A 25,705-nucleotide genomic window follows, 5' to 3' on the forward strand; every position below is an offset into this window, starting at 1 on the left:
GCCGGCGTTTTTTTTGGTCTTGGTTTCGCTCGAACCAGGACCCTGCCACCGCGCCATCTGGCCCCTTCGCTAAAACAGTCCACCGGACTGTTTTTTAACGCTCGGTCCGGTTCGAGCCCAAGAGGGGGAGCCCAGTAAACATAAAGCTTCAGCGAGTCTCAGACTTCTGAAGCTTTTTTCATTTGCAAACATTTTGCAAACACCCCAAATTTTAACAGTTTTACCCCTTTTTTCTTGTTCTCCAAGGCTTTGTCGTATCATTCCCCGAGTCAATTCAAGAGCACTTTTTTAACCCAAATCTTACCAAATCTTACCAAAACTTACCTGCTTGCCTAGGCAATCATTTGGAGCAAAATCCACTTTTTTATCATAATTCATAACTGAATATCAATCAGTTGGGATGTTTTTATCATAAAAATGGAATCACTAGTCAAACAAGAGATTCTTCAAGTGATAGAATATAAGCGGATAATGATATCGTAACCGGCGGTAGCCGGTTACCCTCTTGCTTCTTCCGAACCCTTTGCGAAGCAAAGAAATAAATTGCGTCAAGTTGCACTATCCATTTACGGCTCCTACGGCCATTATTCTGAAAGATTGTTGAGTTTACAAGATGAAAGATCTTTCCAAAAATCCTGGAAGTAATAAGACATAATTAAAGCGAGACCACCGAGATTTATTCCCAGGTAGCTGAGCATTCCTTCCAGGAAATTCATGATCTACTATCTTGGGCCTATAAAGGATATTTAGTGCATAATGCACTATACAGAAACGTTGTACGCAAGTTGACCTAATATGACGATAAAAAATATCAAGTCGGAACAACAAGCCGAATTGAGCGAATTCGTGCTCGGAATACAAAACGGGGAATTTGGACTTCGGTTTTAAGAAAATGAACAACGGGACTTGATTGATACGGCAGAATTTTATAAAGGTGGTGGGTTTTGGATTGCGGAGTTGGAACGTGAAATTGTGGGATGTATCGGACTTCAAAAATTGAATGGGAATATTGGGGTTTTAAGAAAGATGTTCGTCAAAAAAGAACTGCGTGGGACGGACTTAAAAATTGCTCAAAATCTATTCGACAAATTAAAGTCGGAATCCGAAAAAATCGGATTTAAAAGTATTCTGCTGGACACACCTTCAGTTGCCAAGGCGTCGCACCGATTTTACGAAAAGAATGGATTTTTTGAATTGGACAGGTCACAAATCCCGCCTGAATATAAGTTTCCCGACAGGAATTCCAAAATATTCGAACTCAAACTGACGGAATAAAAACCTGCGTACAACAAGGTGTATAATTAATTGCGGTCGGAATTTCCAAGTGGAAATTCCTGCCATCAATTATCTTTAGGGCTAGGCGGACATTTTCCGTTGGAATAGTCCGCAACTAATCATACACGAACCGTTAGCGATAATGACAAAGTCAACTTCATTAGATATTTTGCATAGTAACTAAAAAGGTGAAATACATTTCAATCAATCTATATCGTAAAGTGATTAATCATGCTATCGCTGAAGGCATGACCAGAAATGATTTCATTGAACTTCCAACACCGATGTCTGATATTGACAACATTCAAGCTGTACCAGCTGATGAGTTTTTTAAACTCCATGAGATGATCGATGAAAGGCTAGGGCCTGGTTTCTCGGTTAGAGTAGGCCAACAAATGAAAATTGAAGATTATGGTGTTCTGGGGCTCTCATGGCGGACCTGTTCCTGGGCAGGTGAGATTTTCGATAGAAGTGAGCGTTATTTCAAATTACTCTCCAATACTTACGTTTTTAAAGTTGATAAAAAATCAAATATTTCAACTATTTACTTACTACGCGAGCCACATCGAAGAGGTTTAGAGCTTTCTAATGAAGCTACCCTTTCTGCTGCTGTGGTTGTATTAAGAGACATGACAGAAACGAATATTTCGCCCATTGAGGTTTCTTTTAAGCATAACCCGCCCAGCGATCTCAGCACTTATGAAGAAGCATTCCAATGCACAATACTTTTTAATCAACAGCATTACGCAATTACTTACAAGACTTCTGACCTGGAAACCCGTACAGCTAAGGCAGATGCAAGTATCAATCGTTTTCTCGTTGAGCGAGTCGAAGAAGAAACCAATAAACTTGAGGTTGCGGGTAATAAACTGGTTTTTGATGTAGAGAAGCTGATAACAGATGCACTCCCTAGCGGCATCCCAAGCATTCATCACATTGCCGAACATATGGGCATGAGCAATCGCACGTTGACACGAAGATTAACTGAAGCTGGAGTCTCTTACCGCGATCTAATCAAAAAGATTCAGGAAAGCGTTGCTACAAATCTGCTGAAAAAATCATCGAGAAGTATAGCTGAAATTGCATTCGAAACTGGTTTTTCAGAGCAAAGTGCTTTTAACCGTGCATTCAAGCGATGGAAGGGCCTTTCCCCTGTCGAATTTCGGAAAAACTAATTCACACCTCCATTTTGGCGTAAAGTATCAAAGCTTTGGCTCAAAATGTCAAGCATACCCCCTCCCTTACTTTCAATTTTACACTCGTAATCAATTACGAATAAAATGAAAGCAAGACTCATTTAAACATCATGGCTAGGAGTAATAACAGCAGCGCTGATTGTGATTAGCGCTTTTAATACCCAAACAGATATCCATGAGAATCATGGCGAGCTACCTTATAAGGACGAAAAGCTAAAAAAAGAAGCATTTAAGATTCTTGATACGAAATGTAATGTCTGCCATCGCAAACAGAACCCTTTCATGGTCTTTAATGAAAAGAACATATCCAGAAGGGCAAAAAAAATCTATCAGATGGTCTTTGTCGAACGGAGAATGCCTAAAGGAAACGAGATCCAATTGACCAATGAAGAATTCATCAAGCTGAAAAAATGGCTGTTCACTGAAAACATACTATAAATATGGAAATTTCACTAAAAGCAATGGTCTTGTTGGGAGCAGTAATCCTGACTGGCCTTTCAGCAGGCTTGTTATTCGCCTGGTCGGTTTCGGGAATCCAGGAACTAAGCTAATAGGGAATCAACCCTACCTAGAAACTATGCAGTCTATCAACAGGGCAATTCTCAACCCAGCATTCTTTATTGTATTCTTTGGTAGTGTGATTTTGCTAAGCATTGCCAGTATTTATGAGTTTCATTCTAACAAAGTCGTGTTCGGACTTATGCTATCCTCTGCTATAACCTATATGGCAGGAACGATACTAGTGACAGGGCTTGGCAATGTACCACTCAATGATCAATTAGATGTTCTCAAAATTGGAGAAATGAACGCCTCACAGATAGCGCAATTCAGACAGTTCTACGAAACCAACTGGAACAAGCTTCATCTAATTCGGACAGTATTTGCAGTAGTCTCATTCCTTCTGTCGGTAGTAGCGCTCTTTGTTCATGTAAAAGAATCTAATCCTTAAATCACAAATCAAATGGCCTTTTTTAGTTATCTCAACGAAAACTCCGATATAACAGATATTACCTTCAATGATCGTCCAAGGCTCGGCCCTATGGATAAAGCGTCACAGGAAATCATGAGAGGTAAATCCTCTTTTACCGAAGCAGAGCGCGAAATAATGGCTGCGTATGTTTCAGGGCTCAATGCTTGTGCATTTTGCCACGGCTCTCATAAAGCCGTAGCTGAGCAATTCGGTATCAGTCCTCAGGTAATAGAACAGCTGATTGAAGATGTCGATTCAGCACCTATTAACGAATCACTAAAGCCGGTCTTTCATTACCTGAAAAAATTAACCCTGACCGCAAGCAAACTCACCAAAGCCGATGTGGAAAAAGTAATAGCAGCAGGCTGGTCAGAAGATGCGCTGCATGAAGCCATTCTAGTCGGCTGTCTATTCAATTTCTACAACCGATTGCTAGACGGACACGGTATCAAAGGCAACCAGGCAATTTACCAATTTGGAGGGCAGCACCTCGCAAAGAATGGCTATGGTGTCCCTTGGTTCATAGGACTTATTAAGAACACCATCAAAAAAAGCAAACTCAAAAAGCTGCATGAATTAGAGAAGCAGCTTTGAGCAAAGATTTAAACTCAAAATTATAGAAATGAAAGACAATATCTTAGTAATCGGAGGAACCGGTAAGACTGGTCACCGAGTAGTAAAAGGCCTCTCTGAATTAGGCCACCATGTAACCGTAGGGTCAAGGAAAGGCACTCCTGCATTTGATTGGGAAGACTACTCCACTTTTGCGCCTGCCCTTAAAGGAATGGATCGTGCCTACATCGTTTATTATCCTGATCTGGCAGTTCCTGGCGCCAAAGAAGCCATCACAGCATTAACCGAGGCAGCTTTGAAAGCAGGTGTAGAAAAAGTTGTGCTGCTATCTGGAAAGGGAGAAACGGTAGCAGAAGCCTGTGAAGAAATCGTGGCGAATTCGGGGCTTAACTATACTCTGGTAAGGGCATCATGGTTTAACCAGAATTTTAGCGAAGGAGCTTTTCTTGATTTCGTCTTGGCGGGACAAGTAGCGCTACCTATGCCAGAGGCAGAGATTCCATTTGTAGATGCAGACGATATCGCTGAAGTAGTGACGAAGGTGCTGGTAGACGATTCCTACAACGGTGAAACCATCACCGTGACCGGCCCCAAAAAACTAACCTTTGGCCAGATAGTAAAAATAATGGAGCAAGCCATTGGAAGAAACATCCAATACATCCCTATCTCTATCGAAGAGTTCAAAGCAGGAATGAAAGCTGCAGGCCTTCCGGATTCTTATGTATGGCTCTTTGGCTATCTATTTAAAGAGGTGCTTGGAAACCCTGACAATCAGGCAGTGTCTAATGATGTCAAAAGAGTGCTAGGCCGCAGAGCCACTTCTTTTGAAGAATATGTGCAAAAGACCTTAGATACTGGTGTTTGGAATCAAGCCGTATCAGAAAGCATCTAACATCAACTACACACGGACATAGTCATAGCTAATTGGGGTAATAAATCGATGGAATGTATTAAAGAAACAGGCCGACTCTATAGAGACGCAATGATCTTAATCGTTGGCCTGATCTTTTTAGGCTGTTCCAGAATGTCGATCGAAAAGTAGAGTATTTAGTCATTTCAACTACTCAATTATCCGATTATCAAGAGTTGAGTGCTAGCTGTGAATTACTTAAAACGTACAATATTAATTCGGACTAAAAACTACACCCATAAACTCAACATCATGAATATAAGGCACTTAATGAACACATTCACGGCTATAACATCAATTATTCTTTCCTTTTTTGTTATTGGAATAGATGTTCAATTAAACCCAAATAGCTCAGAAAAATTACTCGAGGTTAAAACGGTTCTTTTTACATATACCTCAGATACAACACTAACACTAGAAGAGAAAAGTGTGATAGAAAAAGCACTAACTCAACATACAAATCAGGTGAGTATGGTATTAACAAAGCTTCCAGATACCATTATGTATAAAGTTAATATAGTAGATCACAATCTGGATATAGTCAAAGGTGTCTCGGGGATGACTTTAAGGCATAAGATGAACGCGTTAATTCAAGTTGATCTTTCAAGTCAATATCCTGGAGGGGTAGTTAAAGCAGGGCAAGATGGTTTAAAGAGCTTGCTATGGCACGAATTACATCATGTTCAACGAGGCTGGTCTATTGAGCAAAATGAATTTGAACAGGGTATAGATATCGCAGCAATAAATGAAGGATTGGCGGTAGTTTTTGCTGAAGAATATACAGGAGAGTCAGAAGTGGTGAACTCTACTGCCGATGTTACAGATGCTTGGGTAGATGAAATCCTACAACTGCCAAAAGAAGCCGATTATATGACATGGGTATCGGGAATACACCCTGATGGTAGAAGCTACATTGGCTATAGAACAGGCAATTATATAATCAGAAAAGCAATGGAGAAATCAAGCAAAAGTATATTAGCCTTGAGTGAATTAAGTCCGACTGAGATTCTTGAATTAGCTGGTTATTAACATGAATAAAATAAATCACAAAAAAAACCCCCACCTAAAATCATAGTCACCAATGTTCTGCTATCACCAAGCTCCTTGGCTAATTCAGTGTAGCACTTTTAGTGCTCAGTAGTTAGTTGAAACAGGAATTGAATCTAAATGATGTTTGCCAAGTAAATGAATATCAAACCAATCAATATTGTGGAACCTTGCTGGGGATGCTGTTTTATCTGGGTTTAAAACCATTCCGCATAAAAGTACATAACCTAAAATAGGTTCTTATAGCAGCCTTATAAACTTGATTTTTGAAATAAAATGAGATCTACAAACCTGCTTAAAAATACGAGACTGTCTACTCGAACTACTATATTCTTAACAGTCGGATTGATTGTTATTTGGTGTTCCAATCATATTACAAAAAAGTCGAGATTGATTTCGCTTAGTCAGTCACCTGCCTATGATGAGGCAGTAATTTTTAGTGAAGGAAAAATCTCAACAGATGCCTTTGAGTTTGCGATCACTTTCACACCAGCAATGGACGAAGTATTTTGGACCAGAAGGCAGCCTGACTCGAACAATGAGATTATGACGATGCAACTGGTGGAAGGTCATTGGACAGATCCGGAACCTGTGTTTTTTAAGGCTAAATCTGGATGGGACTTTGAGCCACAAATCAACCCTCAGGGAACGCGACTCTTTTTTGGAAGTACCCGACCTCTGCCAGATTCCTCTACATCTAATGGACTGCACCAATGGTATAGTGTGAGGAATCTAAACGGATGGAGTAATCCGGTTCCATTAGAAAGCCCATTCATTGATGAGTCAGTAATTATGTACTTAACTTCTTCAGAAAAGGGAAATCTCTTCTTCACTACCGGAGAAAAAGGAGACAAACCTGAAGACTGGGTAATCTATCAGTCTATCAATCAAGAAGGAAAGTATCAGCCAATTGAAAGAATGGGAAGTGCCATCAACTTTGAGGGCAAATATATAGCCCATTCTTATATAGCACCTGATGAAAGCTACCTCATCTACGATGCAAAACGTGACTCAGGTCAAGGTGGTAGTGACTTATACATCAGTTTCAACCGAAAGGGTCACTGGACGAAAGCATTGAATATGGGACCTCAAGTAAATACCCCTCTAACTGAAATGTGCCCGAGTGTTTCTCCCGATCAGAAGTACCTGTTTTTCCATAGAGGTGATGAAAACAAGGGAAATATTTATTGGATAGAATTCCAGCCTATAAAAGCACAATTAGAGTTTCAAAGTAAAAACAATTCAAAAAAATGAATAACAAAATATTAATTCTGGTAACACTTGCTCTGGTGTTTTCTTGCAAAGAAAACGACAAGCCACAGAAAACAGAAACGCAATCAAGAAATAACTACGCGGTTGAAATAGACAGTTTTTTGACAAATCTTGCAAAGGATCAAATATTCATGGGAAGTGTGTCTCTCTCAAAGAATGGTGAAGTTGTCTATTCCAATGCGATAGGTTACAGCGACCTTGAAAGTGAGATAAAAGCGAATAAAAACACAAAATACAGAATTGCCTCAATTACAAAAGTCTTTACTGCTGTCCTTATCTTTAAAGCAATTGAAGATGGCAAAATTCAACTTGATCAAACAATTGATAGTTTCTTTCCGACATTATTAGATGGAGACAAAATCACTATAGCTCACTTATTGCACCATCAAAGTGGAATTATGAGCTATACCAAAGACCAGTATTTTTGGGATAATCGCACTCAAAATCAATCTTCAAAAGATTTAATGAATGTGATAATCAGTCTTGATAGAAATTTTGAGCCAGGTGAAAATACCGAGTACAGTAACTCCAATTACTTTTTACTTGCACAACTGCTTGAGCTCGTTTATGACGATCGCTACGAAAACTTATTAGAAAAAAACATCATCAAACCGCTTGGGCTTCAAGATACCTATGTGGGTAAAACCACTCATTCAGATCATAACGAAAGCTTCTCATACACTTCAGAAAATGGAGAATGGAAATTATTCCCTGAAACTCATTTATCCATCGCTAAGGGTAGTGGCTCACTACTTTCAACTCCTTCAGATCTAAACATCTTTTTTAGAAGTTTGATGAATGGTCAATTAATTTCTTCAGCATCGATAGAGAAAATGACCACTATTATTCGCAATCATGGTATGGGTATTTTCAGATACCATATACATGATCAGTCTGGGTATGGGCATGGTGGAAATATCGATGGTTTTACAGCCAATAGCATTTACTTTATGGATCTTGATGTAGCCTTAACTATAAGCTCAAATGCATCATCCATGCCTATTGAGGAAGTATATTCTGAAATCTTGAAAGTCTATTTGGGAAAACAGGAAGTCACCATTTCTGAAGAAGAAGTTGCACAGTTTGTAGGAGTTTATATTTCTGAAAATGACCCTGAAGATCAATGTGTTTTCATTCAAGACAACAATGTTTTAGTCAATTTCATAAAAAATGAATTCAAAGCACCATTAGTTTATTGGGGCAATAATAGGTTTGTTTTAGAACAACTTTATGCAGAATCAATCTCGTTTACTTTTTCGGATGATGGGAACCAATTGATTTTTGAGCAAGGTGATTATAGGGGTGTCTACAAAAAAGAATAACCACCTAAAATACGGCACATGCACTATGCTCTTTGGGCTACGGGATTTATCCACATCGAAATAGTATTATTTATAAAACAGACTTCAATAATAGAGCTCAAATGATGATCAGAAAAGCAAAAGAGATTGATGTACCACTAATTGTAGCAATGCTAGCTGATGACAAACTCGGAAGCATCCGGGAAGATTACCAGCTACCACTACCCTCTTCATACATTGAGGCTTTCCATAAGATTGATAGGGATTCCAATCAGAAACTCATAGTGGTTGAGAACGAGCAGGGTGAGATCATTGGTGCCATGCAGCTTTCATTCATACAGTATCTGACTTATCAGGGCGGAATTCGAGCTCAGATGGAGGCAGTACGTATCCATAAAAATTATAGAGGAACTGGGCTGGGTACTAAGATGTTGAAATGGGCTATTTTCAGAGCCAAAGAAAATGGTGCCCATGTGCTACAGCTTACAACAGACAAAAAGCGACCTGATGCCATACGTTTTTATGAATCTCTTGGATTTAAGGCCACACACGAAGGAATGAAAATGCATTTATAGAGCATGAGAATGGTATGCTCAAATTAACAATACTTACTTTTTAACCTGTAGTAATCCCTCAGAACCAATTTAAACACCAAGTGAATAGAAAACATTTCCTATTGCTCGTAATTGGACTTCATTTAATGTTGCTTGGCTGTAAGCAAACTAATTCTAATCAATCGTATCTAGATCAAGCACCTCCTACATCTACTCCCAAAGTATTTGCATCATCAATTGTTAACACCGACAGTATTGAAATTAATACAGTGTTTAACACTTCTTTTACAGAAGTATTTTTCACAAGAATCATCAATAAGAAATTTGTTATCCATCATTCTGAGTTCACTGATGGTCATTGGAGTTCACCAAAACCTTTACAAATGTTTGCTGATCACGAGAAAGAGTCAGTTGCCATTGATCCTTCCATCAGCCAAGATGGAAATACAATGTATTTTCTGGGGATAAGTCCAGAGGACCGTTTGAAAAAATCTAAACCTGATATTTATAAAAGTCAAAAAGTTGATGGGAAATGGCAATTAGCTACTAAAGTTGAACAGCCTATATCAACTCAGGAATATGCAGAATCATACCCTGTTGTGGTTTCAGACGGTAGTTTATACTTTACATCTGATAGACCTGGTGGTTTTGGAGGAAGAGATATTTATCGTGCGCAATACTTAGGAAATGGAAAGTTTGATACACCAGTAAATATTGGCGCAGAAGTAAATTCTGATAAAGGAGAAAGAGGTACCTATGTTTCACCAGATGAAAGTTTCCTTATCACTGCTAATACCTATACTGATGAAAGGGGCTTTGCAGTTTCATTCAAAAAAAATGGCAAGTGGCAGAGACCTACTGTTTTTAACCTTGGTGAAACTATAGATGAAAACTGGGTTTATTATTGTCCTTATATGTCACCCGACAATAAATATTTTTTCTTTTCCAAAAGATATAGCTATCCATCAAATAGCGGATGGACGGGTGTTATGAAAGGCAAAGTATACTGGGTCAATTCTACTGAGATTTTTAAAAAATGTAATTAAAGTTTGAATCAAAAGAAAAAAAAGAGTGCGCCTTTATGAAAAGATGGGAAAAACAGCTACTTAGGAGGGTATGAAGCTATATCTATGATCAGGCGTTGATAATAAAAAATGAGTTAAAGCATATTATGAAGCCAAATTAGCTATTCGATTTCTACTTTCGATCTTAATTCCTCTTACCCTATTTCACATAAGTGTACTCCTAAAGATCATACCACAAGACATAATATGGGGAGGAAGTTTAGGTAGTGATAGTGAAATGTATATGCTTGAGTGCATTTCGATAATTGTTTCCATTTATTTGACAGTAGTTCTAATGATAAAAGGATCATTTATACGACCGCTTCTTACTTCGAAAGTTGTAAACTTCTCTCTTTGGGCATTTCTGGTGCTGTTTATCCTAAATACGGTTGGAAATGTGCTAGCAAAATCAGCTACAGAGCAACTTTTTGCACTGCTGACGATGGTAATGTCAGTTTTGCTATGGACTGTCTTGAAAAAACAAGATACCTAAAAGAGTTCATAAGTAGGGGTATAATTAATTGCTAACAATAGCTATACGTAAGCCGGGGTTTAGTGCTAAATTTATATTTAGAGAACATTAGCAAACATATTGGTAACCGGAAAGTGAAGTGCCATGAAATCCCGCACTACGAATAGCCAAACCGTTGAAAACTAATGCTCTTAGTCTAAATTGCCTCCACCAGCTTTTCATTTTATGCATCCAGAACGTCCGTTGGAAGTGATTTCAAATAGATTTGTGTTGTATTCAGCTTGCTATGACCCAGCATCGCTGAAATAGCCTGAAGGGGGATGTTTTGAAGCATGGCATGGGTCGCAAAGCTGTGCCGTGAGACATAGGTGGTCAGTCTATGCCGTATCCCACACAGTGCGGCTATTTCTTTCAAACCTCTGTTGTAGCGGTGGCGCTCCCAGTCGTTATCCTTGTGCTGATCTTCCAGGGAAGCCCGATTAATTACGGGAAGGATGAATTCCTTCTCCGATTTTCCTTCGATATAGTATTCGAGCAACTCCCACAAAGCGTCCGTAATCTTTATGTTGTAGTGTTTCGAGGTCTTTTTACGCCTCACCAGAATACGACCTTCTACAATATTCTCTATTTTCAGGAAGCACATATCTACAAAGGACATCCCATAGAGCATAAAGGAGATCAAAAAATAATTCCTGTAATGGAAGAGTTTCGTTCCCATTTCTACTTTGAGTGCCATTATCTTGCTAAGACATTCTGCATCTAAAGCCCGCTTGGCAGTTGGAGTCATTCGGATCTTGTAATGAAAAAATGGGTAGGCCTCTCTTTCGATGTACCCTTCCTTGATCCCTTTGTTGTAAATGGCTTTTAATACTCGCATATAGGAGGCCACCCCGTTTAGTGTATTACCTTCCTTGGAAAGATGGAATTGCTCGAACTTCTTGAGGAAATCGTAATTGATCTCGTTAAATCGAATGTCCCTTCCCTTGCTAAATACACGAAGTATCCTAATAAGTCCTGCATAGGACCGGGCAGTACCGAATCGTTGCGAGGCATTGAGCTCCTCAACTTTCTCTTCGCCAAATGCCAGGAAGGAGTCAAAATTTTTTCTACGAGAGATCCGTTCGCGCACCTGATTGATAGACATATAATCCAACTCTCCCCGGTCGAATAGCTTGTTTAAAACATCCACCATTCGTGTTTTCTCCTTGAGCAATAAATTGTTTATCCGGCTCACGTGGCGAGAACCAGGCCAGGAGGTTTTGATCTCTGATTTTCGAACATCCCAATAGGCAGAATGTACTGAAAATCCCGCGGTGATCGAAGTGGTTTTTCGATGGTGAGTAAGGCGAAAAACGATGGGATAGGATCCGTCCTTTTTCTTCCTTCTCGTATCTTGTAAAAGGCTTAAAAATGTCTTCACAAACCAGAAGGTAGTGAAACAATTTGCAAACAATTTGGTGATATCAATTGAATCCAATTGACATCAAATATTATGTAATGATCAGAAAGTGAGAGTTATATGAAGGATTTTGTATTTAATAATACCTCCCTGGCCGAGGCTGTTAATCAGAGGGTCCTTGGTTCGAGCCCAAGAGGGGGAGCTACAACATAGGCCGGTATTCACCGGCCTTTTTTATTTCTCTTGGTCTCGAGCCAACGCGCCATCTCGCGCCTCACTATCAAAGGTCCACCGGACCTTTGCTGGCCGTTCGGCCGGGTTCGAGCCCAAGAGGGGGAGCATAACGCCGGCGCCTGCCGGCGTTTTTTTTGGTCTTGGTTTCGCTCGAACCAGGACCCTGCCACCGCGCCATCTGGCCCCTTCGCTAAAACAGTCCACCGGACTGTTTTTTTTACGCTCGGTCCGGTTGGAGCAAAAAGCCCATCAGAGATGATGAGTGATCAACCCAGGGATTTGATATAATCCTGTCGAATGCGTTTGGCAGTCTTGTGATGCCCGTCATGGCTCCATCCCGGAGGCATCACTATGTAGGCCAACTTATTGGCTATTCCCGGAGCGTACCAGACGTCTTTGGCCAACGCAATGATTTCACCAAAATAGACGTCTACAAAACTTCCGCTATTGATCTTACGGGTAATGCCGTATTCGGGCTTTTGCTCCATGTCCTCTTCCTGATAGGTTTTAAACACCCGATCCCATATGTTTAAAAGGTTGCAAAAGTTTGTATCCATATACAAGGGATTTCGGGCATGGTGCACCCTATGATGTGAGGGGGTCAGGATCAGGTGGTTCAGCCATCCGAATCGGGCGTCCTTGATGAGATTCTCCCCTACGTGTATAAAGGCGCCATAGGTACCGTCTATGAACATAATCAAAAAGAGTAGTTCGGGACGAACCCCCAGCAGGATACAAATAGAGGTGCGGATGGTATCGGCATAAGGAGCTTCTAGAAAGAAGTGTGCGTGCGTTACCGACAAATTCATGTCTTCGGGAGAGTGATGCGTGGCATGCAGGCACCAAAACAACCGCACCTTGTGTCCCAGATAGTGGTAGATGAAATGCGCAAATTCCCAAATAATGTATCCATAGACAAACCAGTACCAGGTACCCGAGGTCTGAAAAGGTGCGAGGGGTTGAAGCCATCCGATGAGAAAACCGACCATGCCTATGGCGATGAAGCGGCCTACGATACGGTTGAAGACATAGATCAGAAAATTGACCTTGTATACCTTGGTCTGTGGCTTTTTATAGACCCATCCAAGTACAAATTCAAGCAGAATGAGCAAAGGGATGATGGGATAAATGAGTGATGCCACACCCTCATAAGTCCTGAGGGCCTCATAATTGCCGGAACTTAAAATTTCCCAGAGCGAACGGATGCCAAGAAATCCGACGATTTCCTGATACAGGGTTTCAAGAAATTCTATAAAAACCAATTCATACTGAGTTAGGCGAATCTATCTTAAGCACTCCTAAAGCTAACGAATTCTGACGTCTTATTTAAAAGGTCATCTGATTGGAGACAGCCGGGCTTAAAACGGCATTTGGTTTTGTTTGCGGTAATCGCATCGGGAATTTGCTCTGTGGTTGGGAATGAACAAACCATGCCAGGGCTACGGGTATCGTCAAATTGTTAAATCCCTCCCATTTTCCACTGCTGCCTCCTTAGTAATGCCGATCTTCTCAGAAAATTGAGGTAATGAAACAGGTATGCCTTTTTTGTGCGATGCTACTTCTGGCGCAAATACATCTGATTGCCCAGACGGAGTTTGAACTGGACCCCAACCAGAGTATGCTCATGACCGGGAAGGGCCCCGGGCAGGATGGCACTGTAAACCCCTATGCGGGGGAAGACTGCTACGCTATTGTCAGGAACCTTGGGGAGGTGGCCTTTTCCATCCGGATCCAGCAAAAGGGGGAAATTCTCGCAACCATCCCGGTGGGCGGGAGGGAAACCAAAAAAGTAAAACTCCTGGTGGGGCAGGAACTCTACCTGGACCCGGAAACAGACCAAATGGCCCGCGCGAGTGTGGATTACGAAAAAATCCCTTCGTAACTTAGCGCTCAACATTTTCACCGCATCCTATGAAGACTTCTATCCTCCTGCTGTTGTGCAGCATCCCATTCCTCGGGGTTTCCCAATCGGACACGTATACTGTTACCTCTTATTTGGATGAGGGCATGAAAGCCCCCAATACCCATTATATTGGCGAAGCCTGGCTCAATGGCCTGGTCCGGGCCGATGGTGATTTGGGCTACAACATCACCAAGGCCACCTTTAAGGCCAATTCCACCCTGGACTGGCACTGGCACGGAACCCCCCAGGTCCTCATCGTAGTGGAAGGCGCAGGCTATTACCAGGAGCGGGGGAAAGCGCCTATCCTCATGAAAAAAGGAGACGTGATCACCTGTCCGAAGGAAACCGAGCATTGGCACGCCTCCTCTAAGGAAGGCGACGTGACCTACCTGGCGATCTACGGAGGATCCACCCCAACAACCTGGACAGAGGTCCTCACCCAGGAGGCTTACGATGCGGTCGCCCGACAGGTAGGGGGTCAATAAGGGAGTCACCTCAAAACATAAGGCCGGTGTACCTTGTATATGCTCTGGCCGAATGTTAATTCCCAGCATTTCTCATAAAAATTGAGGGTTTCCTCTTGTGTTTTTGCTCTTGAGGATGGTATCTTTCTGTAAGAGTACGTCCTGTTTTCCGGACGCCTTTTGAAAAACCATCGAGCCCATGGCAAACAATGCCCAATGCAACCCTTTTGCAATAACTTTAAGTTGCAGCCACCACGGCCTGCGCCCGCTTCGGAGTTTTCTTTTGCTGTTTCTGACTTTCCTTGCATTCGAAGGAAAAGCCCAATCGGGGACTGACGGCTCCTCCGATTCATGGATCATCACCCCTGGCCGGGGGTACTCCAACCTTTCGTTCTCCCTGGACCAGCGCAAGGCCGAAAATGAGGACCAATTGCTTCGGCAAGTCGTAGACCAGGATAAAGTCAATTTCCGGATTACGGCCTCGGGCGGATATGCCCTGAAGGACGGCTTCACTGTTGGGCTGGGCCTGAGTTACGGGAGGGACCGTGAGGATATTACCTTCCTGAACGAGGACTCCGAGGAAGTCACCTCCCGCAGCATAGGCCAGGACATATCTTTTATCCCGAACATCCGTAAATACATCCCCTTCGGTGACGGGAAATTCCAGGTCTTTGTGCAGTCGGACCTTCGCATTTCACTGGGCGAGTCCGAAAGGCGGAACTTCCTGGTCTCCGACGTGGAACGCATCGAGAATAATTATGTGCAGTTACGGCTCGGGGTACAACCGGGGGCTGTCATTTTTTTCAACCGGAACTGGGCTTTTGAGACCTCCGTGGGGATTGTGGGGCTGTCTTCCAAATGGAGCAAGGAAACGGTGAACAATGACCGGGCCAACCAGACCAGGATCACGGAGAACAATATAGACCTGAAACTCAACCTGCTCGCCCTGAACCTGGGCGTGGCCTATTATTTTTGAATCTGAGTTATGGAAATGAAATCGGGAATAAAAACCATCGCGAAGCCCTTTCTCCTACTGGCACTTATACTCCTCCAGGGATGTATTAAAGAAGATAAGTTCGGGTTATCCGGGTTTAATCAGATAAGAGCCTTTGAAATTCCGGGGCAGGCCGGGCCTACCACCATTTCCCAGGACGAGCTCCGGATTACCATCCCCTTTGCGGAAGGGGAAGATGTCTCTGCCCTGGCACCACAGCGCATCGAGATTTCCAACCTGGCCCGGATATCTCCCCGGGCAGGGGAGGTGCAGGATTTCAGGGAACCTGTCTTGTACACCGTTACTGCAGAGGATGGGAGTGAGGCCGTATGGGAAGTTACAGTACGCGTGGCAGAACCCCAGCCCCAGCTGGCTAACAGCGGCTTCGACCTCTGGTACGATGCCGGGGGGTACCAACAGCCCGGTTCCGATGCGGAAAGTACCATTTGGGACACAGCCAACCCGGGCCTTGCCATAGTGGGAGGGGCCAATACCACCCCGGAAGACCTGGGCAATGGCGATTTTGCTGCCCGCATGGTGAGCGTTCGCGCCCCCTTATTTGTCCGGATGGCGGCCGCAACCCTGTACACCGGGTCTTTTACAGATGGTTTTCCCAACCCCACCGACCCGCGGTCCAATATCGATTTTGGCACCCTGTTCAGTGGCCGCCCCTCGGCCTTCAGGGTGGCCTATCGGTACCTGCCGGGGGCGGAATACCTGGACGGTTCCGGAAATCCTTTACCTGGAGGAGACCAGGCAGACTTGTACATCCTGCTGGAGCGCAGGGAAGGCGATCAGGTAGCCCGTGTGGGTACGGCCTGGTACCGGAGCGGCGATACCGTGGCAGACTGGCAGACCCTGGAGGTCCCGGTCAAATACGGACCGCTTTCCTCATCGGACCCTGAATTTGAGTATGCCAATATCCGACCCGGGGAAACCTGGGCAGACCCGGATGCCCGGCCCACCCATATCACTGTAGTTTTCTCCTCAAGCGCCCTGGGCGATTTCTTTACCGGGGCCATTGGGAGTGAGCTTTGGGTGAATGATTTTGAGTTGGTGTATTAGAGCCATCCCATAAGGTTACCATCCGAATGGCCGCGCCTGCTATTCCTTTTCCGGGGAATATCCCGACAGAAAACGGACCGCGAACATCCGGGAAAACTGCAATGCAACCCATGTTACAAACCCTTCTCCTCAGGATGCCTACCTTTACACCCTAAATAAAAATGTTATGCCCACTGTAAAACTTACAGCCCAGAAATTCAAGGAGGAGATCTTTGATTATACCACAGAAAAGGAATGGAATTTTAAAGGGGAAAAACCCGCCATTATCGACTTTTATGCAGACTGGTGCGGCCCTTGCAAAATGGTAGCCCCTATCCTGGAGGAACTCTCCGACGAAAACCCGGAGATTGTCATCTACAAGGTAGATACCGAAGTGGAGCAGGAGCTGGCGGCCATCTTCCAGATCCGGAGCATCCCGAGCATCCTGTTTATCCCAAAGGAGAAACAGCCTATGATGCAGGCCGGGGCCCTGCCCAAGCACGTCCTGCAGGATGTCATCGACAAGGAATTGCTTACGTCGGTTTCCTAAGCTGCCGTTCCTGAATCGTATGTGCCGGCCCCTCAGGGGGGCCGGTTTTTTTATTTCCAAAAGTGGCTTCTCCGGATGGAAAATCCAGCCACGCGCATGGGCACACAACGGCAGATTATTCCGTACATTTAAGGAGACGAAAACCAACACATACGATGAAAAAAGTACTCTTGTTGCTGGCCTTGAGCGCCGTGTTCCTTTTCGATGGGACATCTCTCAATGCACAGCGTCGAAAAAGCAATGCCCCTGCCAAGGGCCCCGAACTGCCACTGCAAGCCTTTACATTCCGCAACATTGGCCCGGCCTTCCTGTCGGGACGAATTGCGGATATCGCCATTGACCCGGAAAACGAAAGTGTCTGGTATGTGGCGGTGGGTTCCGGCGGGGTTTGGAAAACCGAAAATGCCGGTACCACCTGGATGCCCCTGTTCGACCAGCAGGGGTCCTACTCCACGGGGTGCATTACCCTGGACCCGCAGAATTCCGCAACGGTCTGGGTAGGCTCCGGCGAAGATGTGGGCGGGCGCCACGTGGCCTACGGGGATGGGGTTTACCGGTCCAAAGATGGCGGGAAATCCTGGGAGAATCTTGGCCTGAAAGAAACCGAACACATTGCCCGGATTATTGTTCACCCGGATAACAGCGACGTGGTCTGGGTGGCTGCGCAGGGTCCGCTTTGGAAAAAAGGCGGCCAGCGCGGGGTGTACAAAACCACCGATGGCGGGGCAACCTGGACCCAGGTCCTGGGCAACGATGCCTGGACGGGGGCAACCGACCTTATTATAGACCCGCGGGACCCTCAGGTTCTGTACGCCGCTACCTGGGACCGCCACCGAACCGTAGCTGCCCTTATGGGCGGGGGCCCGGGGACCGGGATCCATAAATCCACCGACGGGGGGGAGACCTGGGAGGAACTCACCAGCGGCCTGCCCAAATCGAACATGGGGAAAATAGGCCTGGCTATCTCGCCCCAGCAACCCGATGTGCTCTATGCCGCCATAGAACTGGACCGTAAAACCGGTGCCGTGTACCGCTCTGCAGACCGGGGGGCCTCCTGGAAAAAGATGTCCAATACGGTTTCCGGGGGTACCGGGCCGCACTATTACCAGGAGCTCTATGCCAGCCCGCATAAGTTCGACCGGCTGTACCTGATGAATGTACGCGTACTTACCTCGGAGGACGGGGGCAAGACCTTCGTCCAGCTCAAGGAGGAGGAAAAGCACTCCGACAACCACGCCATGGCCTTCAAGAAGGACGACCCCAATTACCTGATGATTGGCACCGATGCGGGCATCTACGAGAGTTTCGACCTGGCCGAAAACTGGAGGTACCATAAAAACCTGCCCCTGACCCAGTTTTACAAGGTAGCGGTGAACAACGCCGAGCCCTTCTACCATGTCTTTGGGGGGACGCAGGACAACGGTTCCGCAGGCGGGCCATCGGCTACCGACGAGCGGGAGGGGATTGCCAACAAACACTGGTATAAGACCCTTTTTGCAGACGGCCACCAGTCTGCCACCGACCCCCAGTACAACGACATTATCTATGCCGAGACTCAACAGGGCGGGCTGCACCGCGTGGACCTGAGCACGGGGGAACAGGTGTTTATCCAGCCCCAGGCGGGCAAGGGGGACCCGCACGAGCGTTTTAACTGGGATGCCCCCATCCTGGTATCGCCCCACGACCCGGCCCGGCTCTATTTTGCCTCCTACCGCGTTTGGAAATCCGAGAACCGGGGCGACAGCTGGACTCCTATTTCCGGCGACCTTACCCGCAGCGAGGAGCGCATCGAACTGCCGATTATGGGCCGCCAGCAGTCCTGGGACAATGCCTGGGATGTAGGGGCCATGTCCAATTACAACACCATTACCTCCCTGAGCGAATCCCCGGTGCAGGAGGGGTTGCTCTACGCGGGCACGGACGATGGCTTTATTGCCGTGAGCAGTGACGGGGGCGACAACTGGAACCGGATACCGGTGACGCGCCTGGGCCTTCCGGCCCGGAGCTTTGTGAATGACATCAAAGCGGACCTCCACGACGTGAATACGGTCTACGCAGTGCTGGATAACCACAAGGAAGGGGATTTCCGGCCCTTCCTGTACAAGAGTACAGACCGGGGGCAGACCTGGACCTCACTTTCCTCCGGCCTTCCGGAGCGCACCCTCTTATGGCGTATTGTGCAGGACCACGTAAATAAAAACCTGCTGTTCCTGGCCACCGAATTTGGGGTATACACTTCCTTAGACGGTGGGTCCAACTGGCAGAAATTGCCCGGCACCCCCAGTATGGGCTTCCGCGACCTGGCCATCCAGAAGCGGGAGAACGACCTGGTGGCGGCCTCCTTCGGACGCGGGTTCTTTATCCTGGACGACTACAGCGCCCTGCGCCAGCTTACCCCGGCAACCTTACAGGAAAAGGGAAAACTCTTTGCCCCCAGGACCGCCAAATGGTATGTGCCCCGCAGCAACCTCGGGAATACCGGGGCAGACTTTTACCTGGCCAAAAACCCGGAGTTCGGCGCGGTATTCACCTATTATCTTTCCGACGACTACACCACCGCCAAAGAACGCCGTCAAAAGGCCGAAAAAGAAGCGGATAAGACCGGGGCGGATATTCCGTTCCCCGGATATGAGGGTATCGACAAAGAGAACAGCGAGCAGGAAGCCCGCGTCTGGATTACCATCCGGGATGCCAGTGGCAACGTGATCCGCAACCTGAGCGAGAAGGCCTCCAAGGGGACCCATCGCCTGGCCTGGGACCTGCGCCATGCCAGCACGGGGGCCATAGATCCGGAACTCAGCGGCGGCGGCGGCTGGTTCAGCCGTGGCCCGATGGCAACCCCGGGGACCTATACGGCCTCCATGTCCCTGCAAAAGGACGGACAGGTAACACCCATGGGAGAAGCTGTAAGCTTCCAGGTGAAGCCCATCCGGGAAGGCGTGTTAAAGGGTATGGATTATGACAGCTATAATGCCTATCGCGGGGAGCTTACCCAGGTTCAGGACCAACTGGAGCGGATGCGCGACCAGTTTGAACAGGCCGAAACGGCTTTGAAGGGCTTTAAGCAAGCCCTGGCCCGGACACCTGCGGCCCCCGCCGGATTGGCTTCCGACCTTTTCGCACTGGAAGAAGCAGTGCGTGCGCTGAAAATCAAGGCCGAGGGCAGCCCCGCCCGGGAAGAGATCGGGGAGCGCAACCCCCCGTCCATCCAATCCCATTTTTCAACGGCCTTCCGCGGGATGACTACCACCTATGGGCCTACGCCCCTGCACAGACGCAGCCTGGGGATAGCCCGGGAGATGCTAGCGGAAATGCAGCCGGAACTCAGCCGGATTACCGGGCAGATGATCCCGGCCCTGTCCAAAAAGCTAAAGGACGCTGGTGCCCCCTACATCAAAGGGCAGGACTAAGCTAAAGAAGTGTAATACCACTAAGCCCCACGGGACTCTGTTCCGCGGGGCTTATTTTTTTGATGCGTCTGGGTTATTCTTTTCCGGCCGGTTTGCGCAGGACCTGCCCCGCGCGAAGGTCCATAAACCTTCCCTGGTCGATGGCCACCTGCCCGTTTACCAGGACATAGGGGATGCCTTCCGGATATTGGTGGGGCGCCTCAAAGGTCGCGAGGTCCTTAACGGTAGCAGGGTCAAAAACCGTAATGTCGGCTTTCATCCCGGGTTTCAACAGGCCCCGGTCCGCAAGGTTCAGGGTCCGGGCTGGCAGGGCGGTCATTTTATAGATGGCCTCTTCCAGGGAGAGCAGCTTTATGTCCCGCACATAGTGGCCCAGGACCCTGGGGAAGGTGCCGTACCATCTGGGGTGCGGATGACCTTCTCCCGGCCAAACCAGCCGGCCGTCCGAGGCGATCATGGTTAAGGGGTGCTGCATGATGCGCTGCACGTCGGACTCGTCCATGGCAAAAAATACGCACGAGGCTCCACCGTTTGCCTGGGCTTCCGAAACCAGGAAGGCGCCGTTTTCAGGGGTGGGATCCAACCCGCGCTGCCGGCACCAATAGGCCAATGTTTTGCCCTCGAGCTCCGGCATCCAACTGACTTTGGCAAACTGGATGCGCTCCAGGTCTTCCCCGCCCCGGTCGTTGAGGATGTTAAAGACGATCCCCCTTTGGATGCTGTCCCGGGTTATGGGGTCATCCAGGCGCTGCAGGAAGGCCTCTTGTCCTCCTGCCCGGGCCCAGGCCGGAATCAGTACTGAAATCCCGGTATAACTCGCATTGTAAGGGTACTGGTCTATGCGTACATCCAGCCCTTCTTCCACTGCCGCATCGACCATGGCCAGGGTCTGGGCGCTCTTTCCCCACATGGGCTTCCCGATAACCTTATGGTGGGTCAGGACCACGCGGATTCCGGCTTCCCTGGAAATGCGGATAGCTTCTTCCACCGAATGGAAAATGTCCAGGCCTTCCTCCCGCAGGTGGGAGGTATAGATGCCTCCTGCCTGGGCAGCAACCGCTGAGAGGGCCACCACTTCTTCCGTTGCGGAGAAACTCCCGGGGAGGTATTTCAGCCCTGTTGAGATCCCGAAGGCGCCCTCTTGCATGGCCTGGGCTACATGGGTTTTCATTTGCTCCAGTTCGCCGGCGGTCGGGGCGCGGTTTTCCAGCTCCATAATGTTGCGGCGAACCGTATTGTGGCCAATCAGGTAGGCCACATTCATCCCAACCCCAAGTTGTTCAAGGCTGTCCAGAAATGACCCGAAAGGCCAGGGACTGGTGCCGTCCGGACCCCCCAGGCTGGTGGTAACCCCCTGCCGAAGGTGGCTTTGGCAATCCGAATGCGATAGAATGGGATCCAGGTGGACGTGCAGGTCGATAAAACCCGGGGCAACCGCAAGGCCGGTTACATCGATGGTCCGCTCTGCGGCCTTCCCCTGCAGGTCACCAATGGCAGCAAGCGTATCGGCCCGGATTCCGATGTCGGCTACCACGGGAGCTCCCCCGCTGCCGTCATAGATAGTACCTCCTTTCAGGATAAGGTCGTATGGGGCTTCTCCTGCACATCCGGTCAGGAGCAGCACCAGAAAAAGGAAGACAGGAATCCGGCGCCATGCCGGTTTGGTACTGCCAGGTTGCGAGCCCGGATCAGCCGTTGTGCGACCCATCACAAAACGGGGCATCCCCGGTTTTGCCGCAGTTGCACAGCGAGAACCGGTTGCGGGTGGGGATTTCATTCCCGTCTGCATCCAGGAGCTGGATTTCTTTGGCGTTTAATACGGTAACCTTTCCGGTTTTGGAGATTTGGATAGTGGGTTTTGTGTTTTCCATCTGATTTGTGCATTACCCCCTAAAGGTACAACCCCGGAGGGTTTCCGTCAAAGGGCAGGGTGATGGAAATGAAAATGCGATTGGGGTTTAAACCTTTTGTGCCCGGCAGACTCTAATTACCTGTTGTCCGAGGACCTCATACAGAAACACAAACCCTTTATAACCCATATCCCATGAACCGTAACATCAGCAATCAATTCCGCGTCTTCCACCGCTATCTCGGCTTTTTCCTGGCCGGGATTATGGCCGTATACGCCATTAGCGGCATCGTCCTAACCTTCCGCAACACCGATTACATGAAAAGCGAGGTGGCGGTGAGCCGGACCCTGGAGCCAGGCCTGGAAGGCGATGCCCTGGGGGCTGCTCTCAGGAAGCGTGGGTTTAAGGCCGATAGGACCGAAGGTGATATGGTCTACTTTGACGGGGGCAGTTACAACAAGGCAACGGGAGCAGCCGAGTATACTGAATTGCGCCTCCCGCTGGTGCTCGAGAAGATGAACAACCTGCATAAGATGCATTCGGGTAACCCTTTATTCTGGCTCGGAATCTTTTTTGGCGTGGCCCTGCTGTTCTTTTCGGTTTCGGCCTTCTTTATGTTTATGCCCGGGGCGCCGGTCTATAAAAAAGGGCTGTATTTTGCGGCCGCCGGCTTCCTGCTTACAGTTGTCCTGCTCTTTGTTTAGTCCCTTCCCGCATAGGGCTTACTACCGGATTATGCCCTGGCAGGAGGGCTCAAGGTCCCGTTATACAGAGAAGGGAGGGGAAGCCTTTGGTCCAATTCCGTACCTTTAGGGGAAACCCTCCAGATGAAACAGACGATTCTGGCAGTACTTGGGTGCTGCCTGTTGGCGACGGCCTGTCGCCAGCAACCCCTTTCCTCCGGGGAACATGCCCTAGCCGGGGTCTCCGAGCCCGTAGAAGTCTACCGGGACCCGTATGGAATCAACCATATTTATGCGCAGAACGAACACGATCTGTTCTTTGCCCAGGGATACCTGGCGGCCAAAGACCGGTTGTTCCAGTTTGAAATCTGGCGCCGCCAGGCCACCGGTACCGTTGCGGAAATCCTCGGGGAACGGGCGTTGAAACGGGATATCGGCACCCGGCTTTTCCAATACCGGGGAGACCTGGATGCTGACCTGAACCAGTACCACGACCGGGGCTCGGAAATTATCCGCGCCTATACCGACGGGGTTAACGCCTACATTGCCGAGGCCCGGGAAAAACCGGAGCAACTCCCCCTGGAATTCCGCGCCCTGGGAATCCTGCCCGAACCCTGGACCCCGGATGTGGTGATTTCGCGCCACCAGGGCCTTTTGGGCAACAGCCAGGAAGAACTCGCCATTGGGCGTGCTGTGGCTGCCATCGGGGCAGATTCCGTTAAGGCCTTGCTTTGGTTCCACCCCAGGGAACCCGATCTGACCCTTCATGGGGGGGTCGATGCCGAGGGCTTGTCTGAAGACATTCTGGAGTTGTATAACGCCTACCGCAAATCCGTGGTTTTCCAGGCAAATGACCTCTTGCCCGAGTACCGTAGCCAGGCGGCGGCCCTTAGCTTTCCTGCTCCCAATAACAACCCTCCTGACAGCCTGGGGATAGGCAGCAACAACTGGGTGGTGCGGGGCGAGAAAATGGCCAATGGGAAACCCCTGATGGCCAACGATCCCCACCGCAGTATCCGGGTGCCGTCCCTTCGGTATATGGTGCACCTGTCGGCCCCGGGCTGGGATGTCATAGGTGGGGGAGAACCCGAGATTCCGGGGGTGTCCATCGGGCACAACCCATACGGCGCCTGGGGCCTTACCGTTTTCGAGACCGATGGGGAGGATTTGCTGGTGTATGAAACCGACCCGGAAAACCCGAATCGCTACCGCTACCAGGATGCCTGGGAGGAGATGGAGGTCATCCGGGAAGAAATACCTGTTAAGGGCCAGGACCCGGTGTCGGTAGCCCTGCGCTATACCCGCCACGGTCCTGTACTTTTTCAGGATACCCTGCGCCACCGGGCCTATGCCATGCGGTGTGCCTGGATGGAACCTGGGGGTGCGCCCTACCTGGCGTCCCTGCGCATGGACCAGGCACAGAACTGGGAGGAATTCCGGGAAGCGTGCCGCTACAGCAACATCCCGGGGGAGAATATGGTTTGGGCAGGCGTCGATGGGGCTATCGGGTGGCAGGCCGTTGGGATAGCGCCTGTACGTAAAGGTTTTTCCGGACTGGTGCCCGTGCCAGGAGACGGACGGTTTGAGTGGGACGGCTACCTTCCCATTAAACAAAAACCCTCCGCCTATAATCCTGAATCGGGCTATATAGAAACTGCCAACCAGAATGTTACCCCGGCTTCCTACGACCGTTGGGATGCCATTGGCTATACCTGGTCCGATTCGTTCCGGGGCAGGCGGATCGAGGAGGTACTGGAGCAAAAAGACCTGCTTACCCTGGAGGAGATGAAGGCCCTCCAGAACGACTACCTGTCCCTCCCGGCCCGGACCCTGGTGCCCTACCTGGAGGCCTTACAGTTGCCGCCTGCTGCAGACAGCCTCCGAAGGCGCCTTAGCGGGTGGGATTACCGCCTGGACCCGGATGCAGTGGCTGCGGGCATTTATGTGGCCTGGGAAAATGCCATCAGGGAGCTAGCCCACGAGCGGTTTGTACCGGCCCGCGCCAAGGCTTATATACAGACCCTTCAGCTGGAGCGTATCCTGCAGTGGGTAGCGTCCCCGGAACCCCATTTTGGCAGTACGGCTGCTCGGGATGCCTTCCTGCAGGAAGCCTTCCTCCGCGCAGAGAGTTTCCTGAAAAAACAGTTGGGCCCGGATCCGTCCAAGTGGGCCTATGGCCAACCCGATATGAAGCATATCACTATAAGGCACCCGCTTAGCCGCTCCCTGGTTGCCGATTCGGCCCAGGGCCTCGATTTCGGCCCCGTATCCCGGGGTGGAAATGGGTTTACCCCGGGTTCCACCGGGAACAACCTGAACCAGAGCAGCGGGGCTACCTTCCGGGTTATTGTCCCGGTAGGAGAATGGGACAAAGCCCTGGGGATTAACAGCCCCGGACAATCGGGGAACCCGGAAAGCCCATACTATGGGAACCTGTTCGAAACCTGGGCGTCAGATGGGTATTTCCCCCTCTACTATTCCCGCGATTCCGTCCAGCGGCATGCCGATGCCCGTTTGGTCCTGACACCGGCTAGGTAGCA

At 48.2% G+C, this 25,705-nt stretch carries 22 protein-coding genes; 18 read left to right on the forward strand and 4 right to left on the reverse strand.

Features of this window, described 5'->3' with window-relative positions; genetic code table 11:
- Positions 1–906 precede the first annotated feature (906 nt).
- From CA832_RS03645 to CA832_RS03695, 10 genes are all read left to right on the forward strand, one after another.
- A complete protein-coding gene (locus CA832_RS03645; RefSeq protein WP_088340188.1) occupies positions 907–1,275 on the forward strand; it encodes a GNAT family N-acetyltransferase in 369 nt (122 codons plus the stop codon).
- 188 nt (positions 1,276–1,463) lie between these two features.
- Positions 1,464–2,450, forward strand: coding sequence for an AraC family transcriptional regulator (locus tag CA832_RS03650; RefSeq protein WP_088340189.1), 987 nt, complete (start codon positions 1,464–1,466; stop codon positions 2,448–2,450).
- 598 nt (positions 2,451–3,048) lie between these two features.
- A complete protein-coding gene (locus CA832_RS03660) occupies positions 3,049–3,420 on the forward strand; it encodes an anthrone oxygenase family protein (protein WP_233131722.1) in 372 nt (123 codons plus the stop codon).
- Positions 3,421–3,432: 12 nt separating this feature from the next.
- Complete coding sequence (locus CA832_RS03665; protein ID WP_088340191.1) at positions 3,433–4,035, forward strand: carboxymuconolactone decarboxylase family protein; 603 nt, start codon at positions 3,433–3,435, stop codon at positions 4,033–4,035.
- Positions 4,036–4,063: 28 nt separating this feature from the next.
- Complete coding sequence (locus tag CA832_RS03670; protein ID WP_088340192.1) at positions 4,064–4,906, forward strand: NmrA family NAD(P)-binding protein; 843 nt, start codon at positions 4,064–4,066, stop codon at positions 4,904–4,906.
- Between the two features lie 288 nt (positions 4,907–5,194).
- A complete protein-coding gene (locus tag CA832_RS03675; protein ID WP_158211872.1) occupies positions 5,195–5,953 on the forward strand; it encodes a DUF2268 domain-containing putative Zn-dependent protease in 759 nt (252 codons plus the stop codon).
- 408 nt (positions 5,954–6,361) lie between these two features.
- The gene (locus CA832_RS03680; RefSeq protein ID WP_088340194.1) at positions 6,362–7,225 is read left to right on the forward strand and encodes a TolB family protein; all 864 of its coding nucleotides are present in this window, start codon (positions 6,362–6,364) and stop codon (positions 7,223–7,225) included.
- Complete coding sequence (locus CA832_RS03685; protein ID WP_088340195.1) at positions 7,222–8,565, forward strand: serine hydrolase domain-containing protein; 1,344 nt, start codon at positions 7,222–7,224, stop codon at positions 8,563–8,565. The genes CA832_RS03680 and CA832_RS03685 overlap by 4 nt, the downstream gene beginning before the upstream one ends.
- Before the next feature lie 101 nt (positions 8,566–8,666).
- Positions 8,667–9,119 carry a GNAT family N-acetyltransferase gene (locus CA832_RS03690; RefSeq protein ID WP_088340196.1) on the forward strand — a complete coding sequence of 151 codons (453 nt, stop codon included), beginning with the start codon at positions 8,667–8,669 and terminating at the stop codon, positions 9,117–9,119.
- Between the two features lie 101 nt (positions 9,120–9,220).
- The gene (locus tag CA832_RS03695) at positions 9,221–10,144 is read left to right on the forward strand and encodes a TolB-like translocation protein (RefSeq protein WP_233131723.1); all 924 of its coding nucleotides are present in this window, start codon (positions 9,221–9,223) and stop codon (positions 10,142–10,144) included.
- A 713-nt stretch (positions 10,145–10,857) separates the two neighbouring features.
- On the opposite strand, the gene CA832_RS03705 is transcribed toward CA832_RS03695, so the two are convergent.
- Together CA832_RS03705 and CA832_RS03710 are read right to left on the reverse strand one after the other, a co-directional pair.
- Positions 10,858–12,054 carry a site-specific integrase gene (locus tag CA832_RS03705; protein WP_088340746.1) on the reverse strand — a complete coding sequence of 399 codons (1,197 nt, stop codon included), beginning with the start codon at positions 12,052–12,054 and terminating at the stop codon, positions 10,858–10,860.
- Positions 12,055–12,533: 479 nt separating this feature from the next.
- Positions 12,534–13,379, reverse strand: coding sequence for a sterol desaturase family protein (locus tag CA832_RS03710; protein ID WP_233131724.1), 846 nt, complete (start codon positions 13,377–13,379; stop codon positions 12,534–12,536).
- A gap of 413 nt (positions 13,380–13,792) precedes the next feature.
- Here CA832_RS03710 and CA832_RS03715 point away from each other — a divergent pair, with 413 nt between their 5' ends.
- From CA832_RS03715 to CA832_RS03740, 6 genes are all read left to right on the forward strand, one after another.
- On the forward strand, positions 13,793–14,149 hold the full coding sequence (locus tag CA832_RS03715) for a hypothetical protein (protein ID WP_088340199.1): 357 nt from the start codon (positions 13,793–13,795) through the stop codon (positions 14,147–14,149).
- A gap of 29 nt (positions 14,150–14,178) precedes the next feature.
- Positions 14,179–14,655, forward strand: coding sequence for a cupin domain-containing protein (locus CA832_RS03720; protein ID WP_088340200.1), 477 nt, complete (start codon positions 14,179–14,181; stop codon positions 14,653–14,655).
- Between the two features lie 178 nt (positions 14,656–14,833).
- Positions 14,834–15,610, forward strand: a complete 777-nt coding sequence (locus CA832_RS03725) for a hypothetical protein (RefSeq protein ID WP_088340201.1) — start codon at positions 14,834–14,836, stop codon at positions 15,608–15,610.
- Between the two features lie 15 nt (positions 15,611–15,625).
- Entirely contained in the window at positions 15,626–16,693 is a 1,068-nt protein-coding gene (locus CA832_RS03730) for a PCMD domain-containing protein (RefSeq protein WP_158211873.1), read from the forward strand.
- Positions 16,694–16,859: 166 nt separating this feature from the next.
- Positions 16,860–17,222: a thioredoxin gene (gene trxA / locus CA832_RS03735; RefSeq protein WP_088340203.1), complete on the forward strand. Its 363-nt coding sequence runs from the start codon at positions 16,860–16,862 to the stop codon at positions 17,220–17,222.
- Positions 17,223–17,377: 155 nt separating this feature from the next.
- Entirely contained in the window at positions 17,378–20,632 is a 3,255-nt protein-coding gene (locus tag CA832_RS03740; RefSeq protein ID WP_088340204.1) for a VPS10 domain-containing protein, read from the forward strand.
- Between the two features lie 73 nt (positions 20,633–20,705).
- Here CA832_RS03740 and CA832_RS03745 read toward each other — a convergent pair whose 3' ends face one another.
- The gene (locus CA832_RS03745; RefSeq protein ID WP_198944437.1) at positions 20,706–22,355 is read right to left on the reverse strand and encodes an N-acyl-D-amino-acid deacylase family protein; all 1,650 of its coding nucleotides are present in this window, start codon (positions 22,353–22,355) and stop codon (positions 20,706–20,708) included.
- Entirely contained in the window at positions 22,321–22,503 is a 183-nt protein-coding gene (locus CA832_RS03750; protein ID WP_088340206.1) for a CDGSH iron-sulfur domain-containing protein, read from the reverse strand. Before CA832_RS03750 ends, CA832_RS03745 begins: the two co-directional genes overlap by 35 nt.
- A 173-nt stretch (positions 22,504–22,676) precedes the next feature.
- Between CA832_RS03750 and CA832_RS03755 the strand changes: the two genes are divergently transcribed.
- Complete coding sequence (locus CA832_RS03755; RefSeq protein WP_088340207.1) at positions 22,677–23,186, forward strand: PepSY domain-containing protein; 510 nt, start codon at positions 22,677–22,679, stop codon at positions 23,184–23,186.
- A gap of 123 nt (positions 23,187–23,309) precedes the next feature.
- On the forward strand, positions 23,310–25,703 hold the full coding sequence (locus tag CA832_RS03760; protein WP_088340208.1) for a penicillin acylase family protein: 2,394 nt from the start codon (positions 23,310–23,312) through the stop codon (positions 25,701–25,703).
- Positions 25,704–25,705 lie beyond the last annotated feature (2 nt).

Source organism: Robiginitalea sediminis, assembly GCF_002198115.1.
GTDB classification, from domain to species: domain Bacteria; phylum Bacteroidota; class Bacteroidia; order Flavobacteriales; family Flavobacteriaceae; genus Robiginitalea; species Robiginitalea sediminis.

Excerpts from the sequence above, each read along its gene's own strand:
- CA832_RS03660 (WP_233131722.1), top strand. The coding sequence starts at position 3,049 with ATGCAGTCTATCAACAGGGCAATTCTCAACCCAGCATTCTTTATTGTA.
- CA832_RS03665 (WP_088340191.1), top strand. The coding sequence starts at position 3,433 with ATGGCCTTTTTTAGTTATCTCAACGAAAACTCCGATATAACAGATATT.
- CA832_RS03670 (WP_088340192.1), top strand. The coding sequence starts at position 4,064 with ATGAAAGACAATATCTTAGTAATCGGAGGAACCGGTAAGACTGGTCAC.
- CA832_RS03675 (WP_158211872.1), top strand. The coding sequence starts at position 5,195 with ATGAACACATTCACGGCTATAACATCAATTATTCTTTCCTTTTTTGTT.
- CA832_RS03685 (WP_088340195.1), top strand. The coding sequence starts at position 7,222 with ATGAATAACAAAATATTAATTCTGGTAACACTTGCTCTGGTGTTTTCT.
- CA832_RS03690 (WP_088340196.1), top strand. The coding sequence starts at position 8,667 with ATGATGATCAGAAAAGCAAAAGAGATTGATGTACCACTAATTGTAGCA.
- CA832_RS03715 (WP_088340199.1), top strand. The coding sequence starts at position 13,793 with ATGAAACAGGTATGCCTTTTTTGTGCGATGCTACTTCTGGCGCAAATA.
- CA832_RS03720 (WP_088340200.1), top strand. The coding sequence starts at position 14,179 with ATGAAGACTTCTATCCTCCTGCTGTTGTGCAGCATCCCATTCCTCGGG.
- CA832_RS03725 (WP_088340201.1), top strand. The coding sequence starts at position 14,834 with ATGGCAAACAATGCCCAATGCAACCCTTTTGCAATAACTTTAAGTTGC.
- CA832_RS03730 (WP_158211873.1), top strand. The coding sequence starts at position 15,626 with ATGAAATCGGGAATAAAAACCATCGCGAAGCCCTTTCTCCTACTGGCA.
- trxA (WP_088340203.1), top strand. The coding sequence starts at position 16,860 with ATGCCCACTGTAAAACTTACAGCCCAGAAATTCAAGGAGGAGATCTTT.
- CA832_RS03740 (WP_088340204.1), top strand. The coding sequence starts at position 17,378 with ATGAAAAAAGTACTCTTGTTGCTGGCCTTGAGCGCCGTGTTCCTTTTC.
- CA832_RS03745 (WP_198944437.1), bottom strand. The coding sequence starts at position 22,355 with ATGCCCCGTTTTGTGATGGGTCGCACAACGGCTGATCCGGGCTCGCAA.
- CA832_RS03750 (WP_088340206.1), bottom strand. The coding sequence starts at position 22,503 with ATGGAAAACACAAAACCCACTATCCAAATCTCCAAAACCGGAAAGGTT.
- CA832_RS03755 (WP_088340207.1), top strand. The coding sequence starts at position 22,677 with ATGAACCGTAACATCAGCAATCAATTCCGCGTCTTCCACCGCTATCTC.
- CA832_RS03760 (WP_088340208.1), top strand. The coding sequence starts at position 23,310 with ATGAAACAGACGATTCTGGCAGTACTTGGGTGCTGCCTGTTGGCGACG.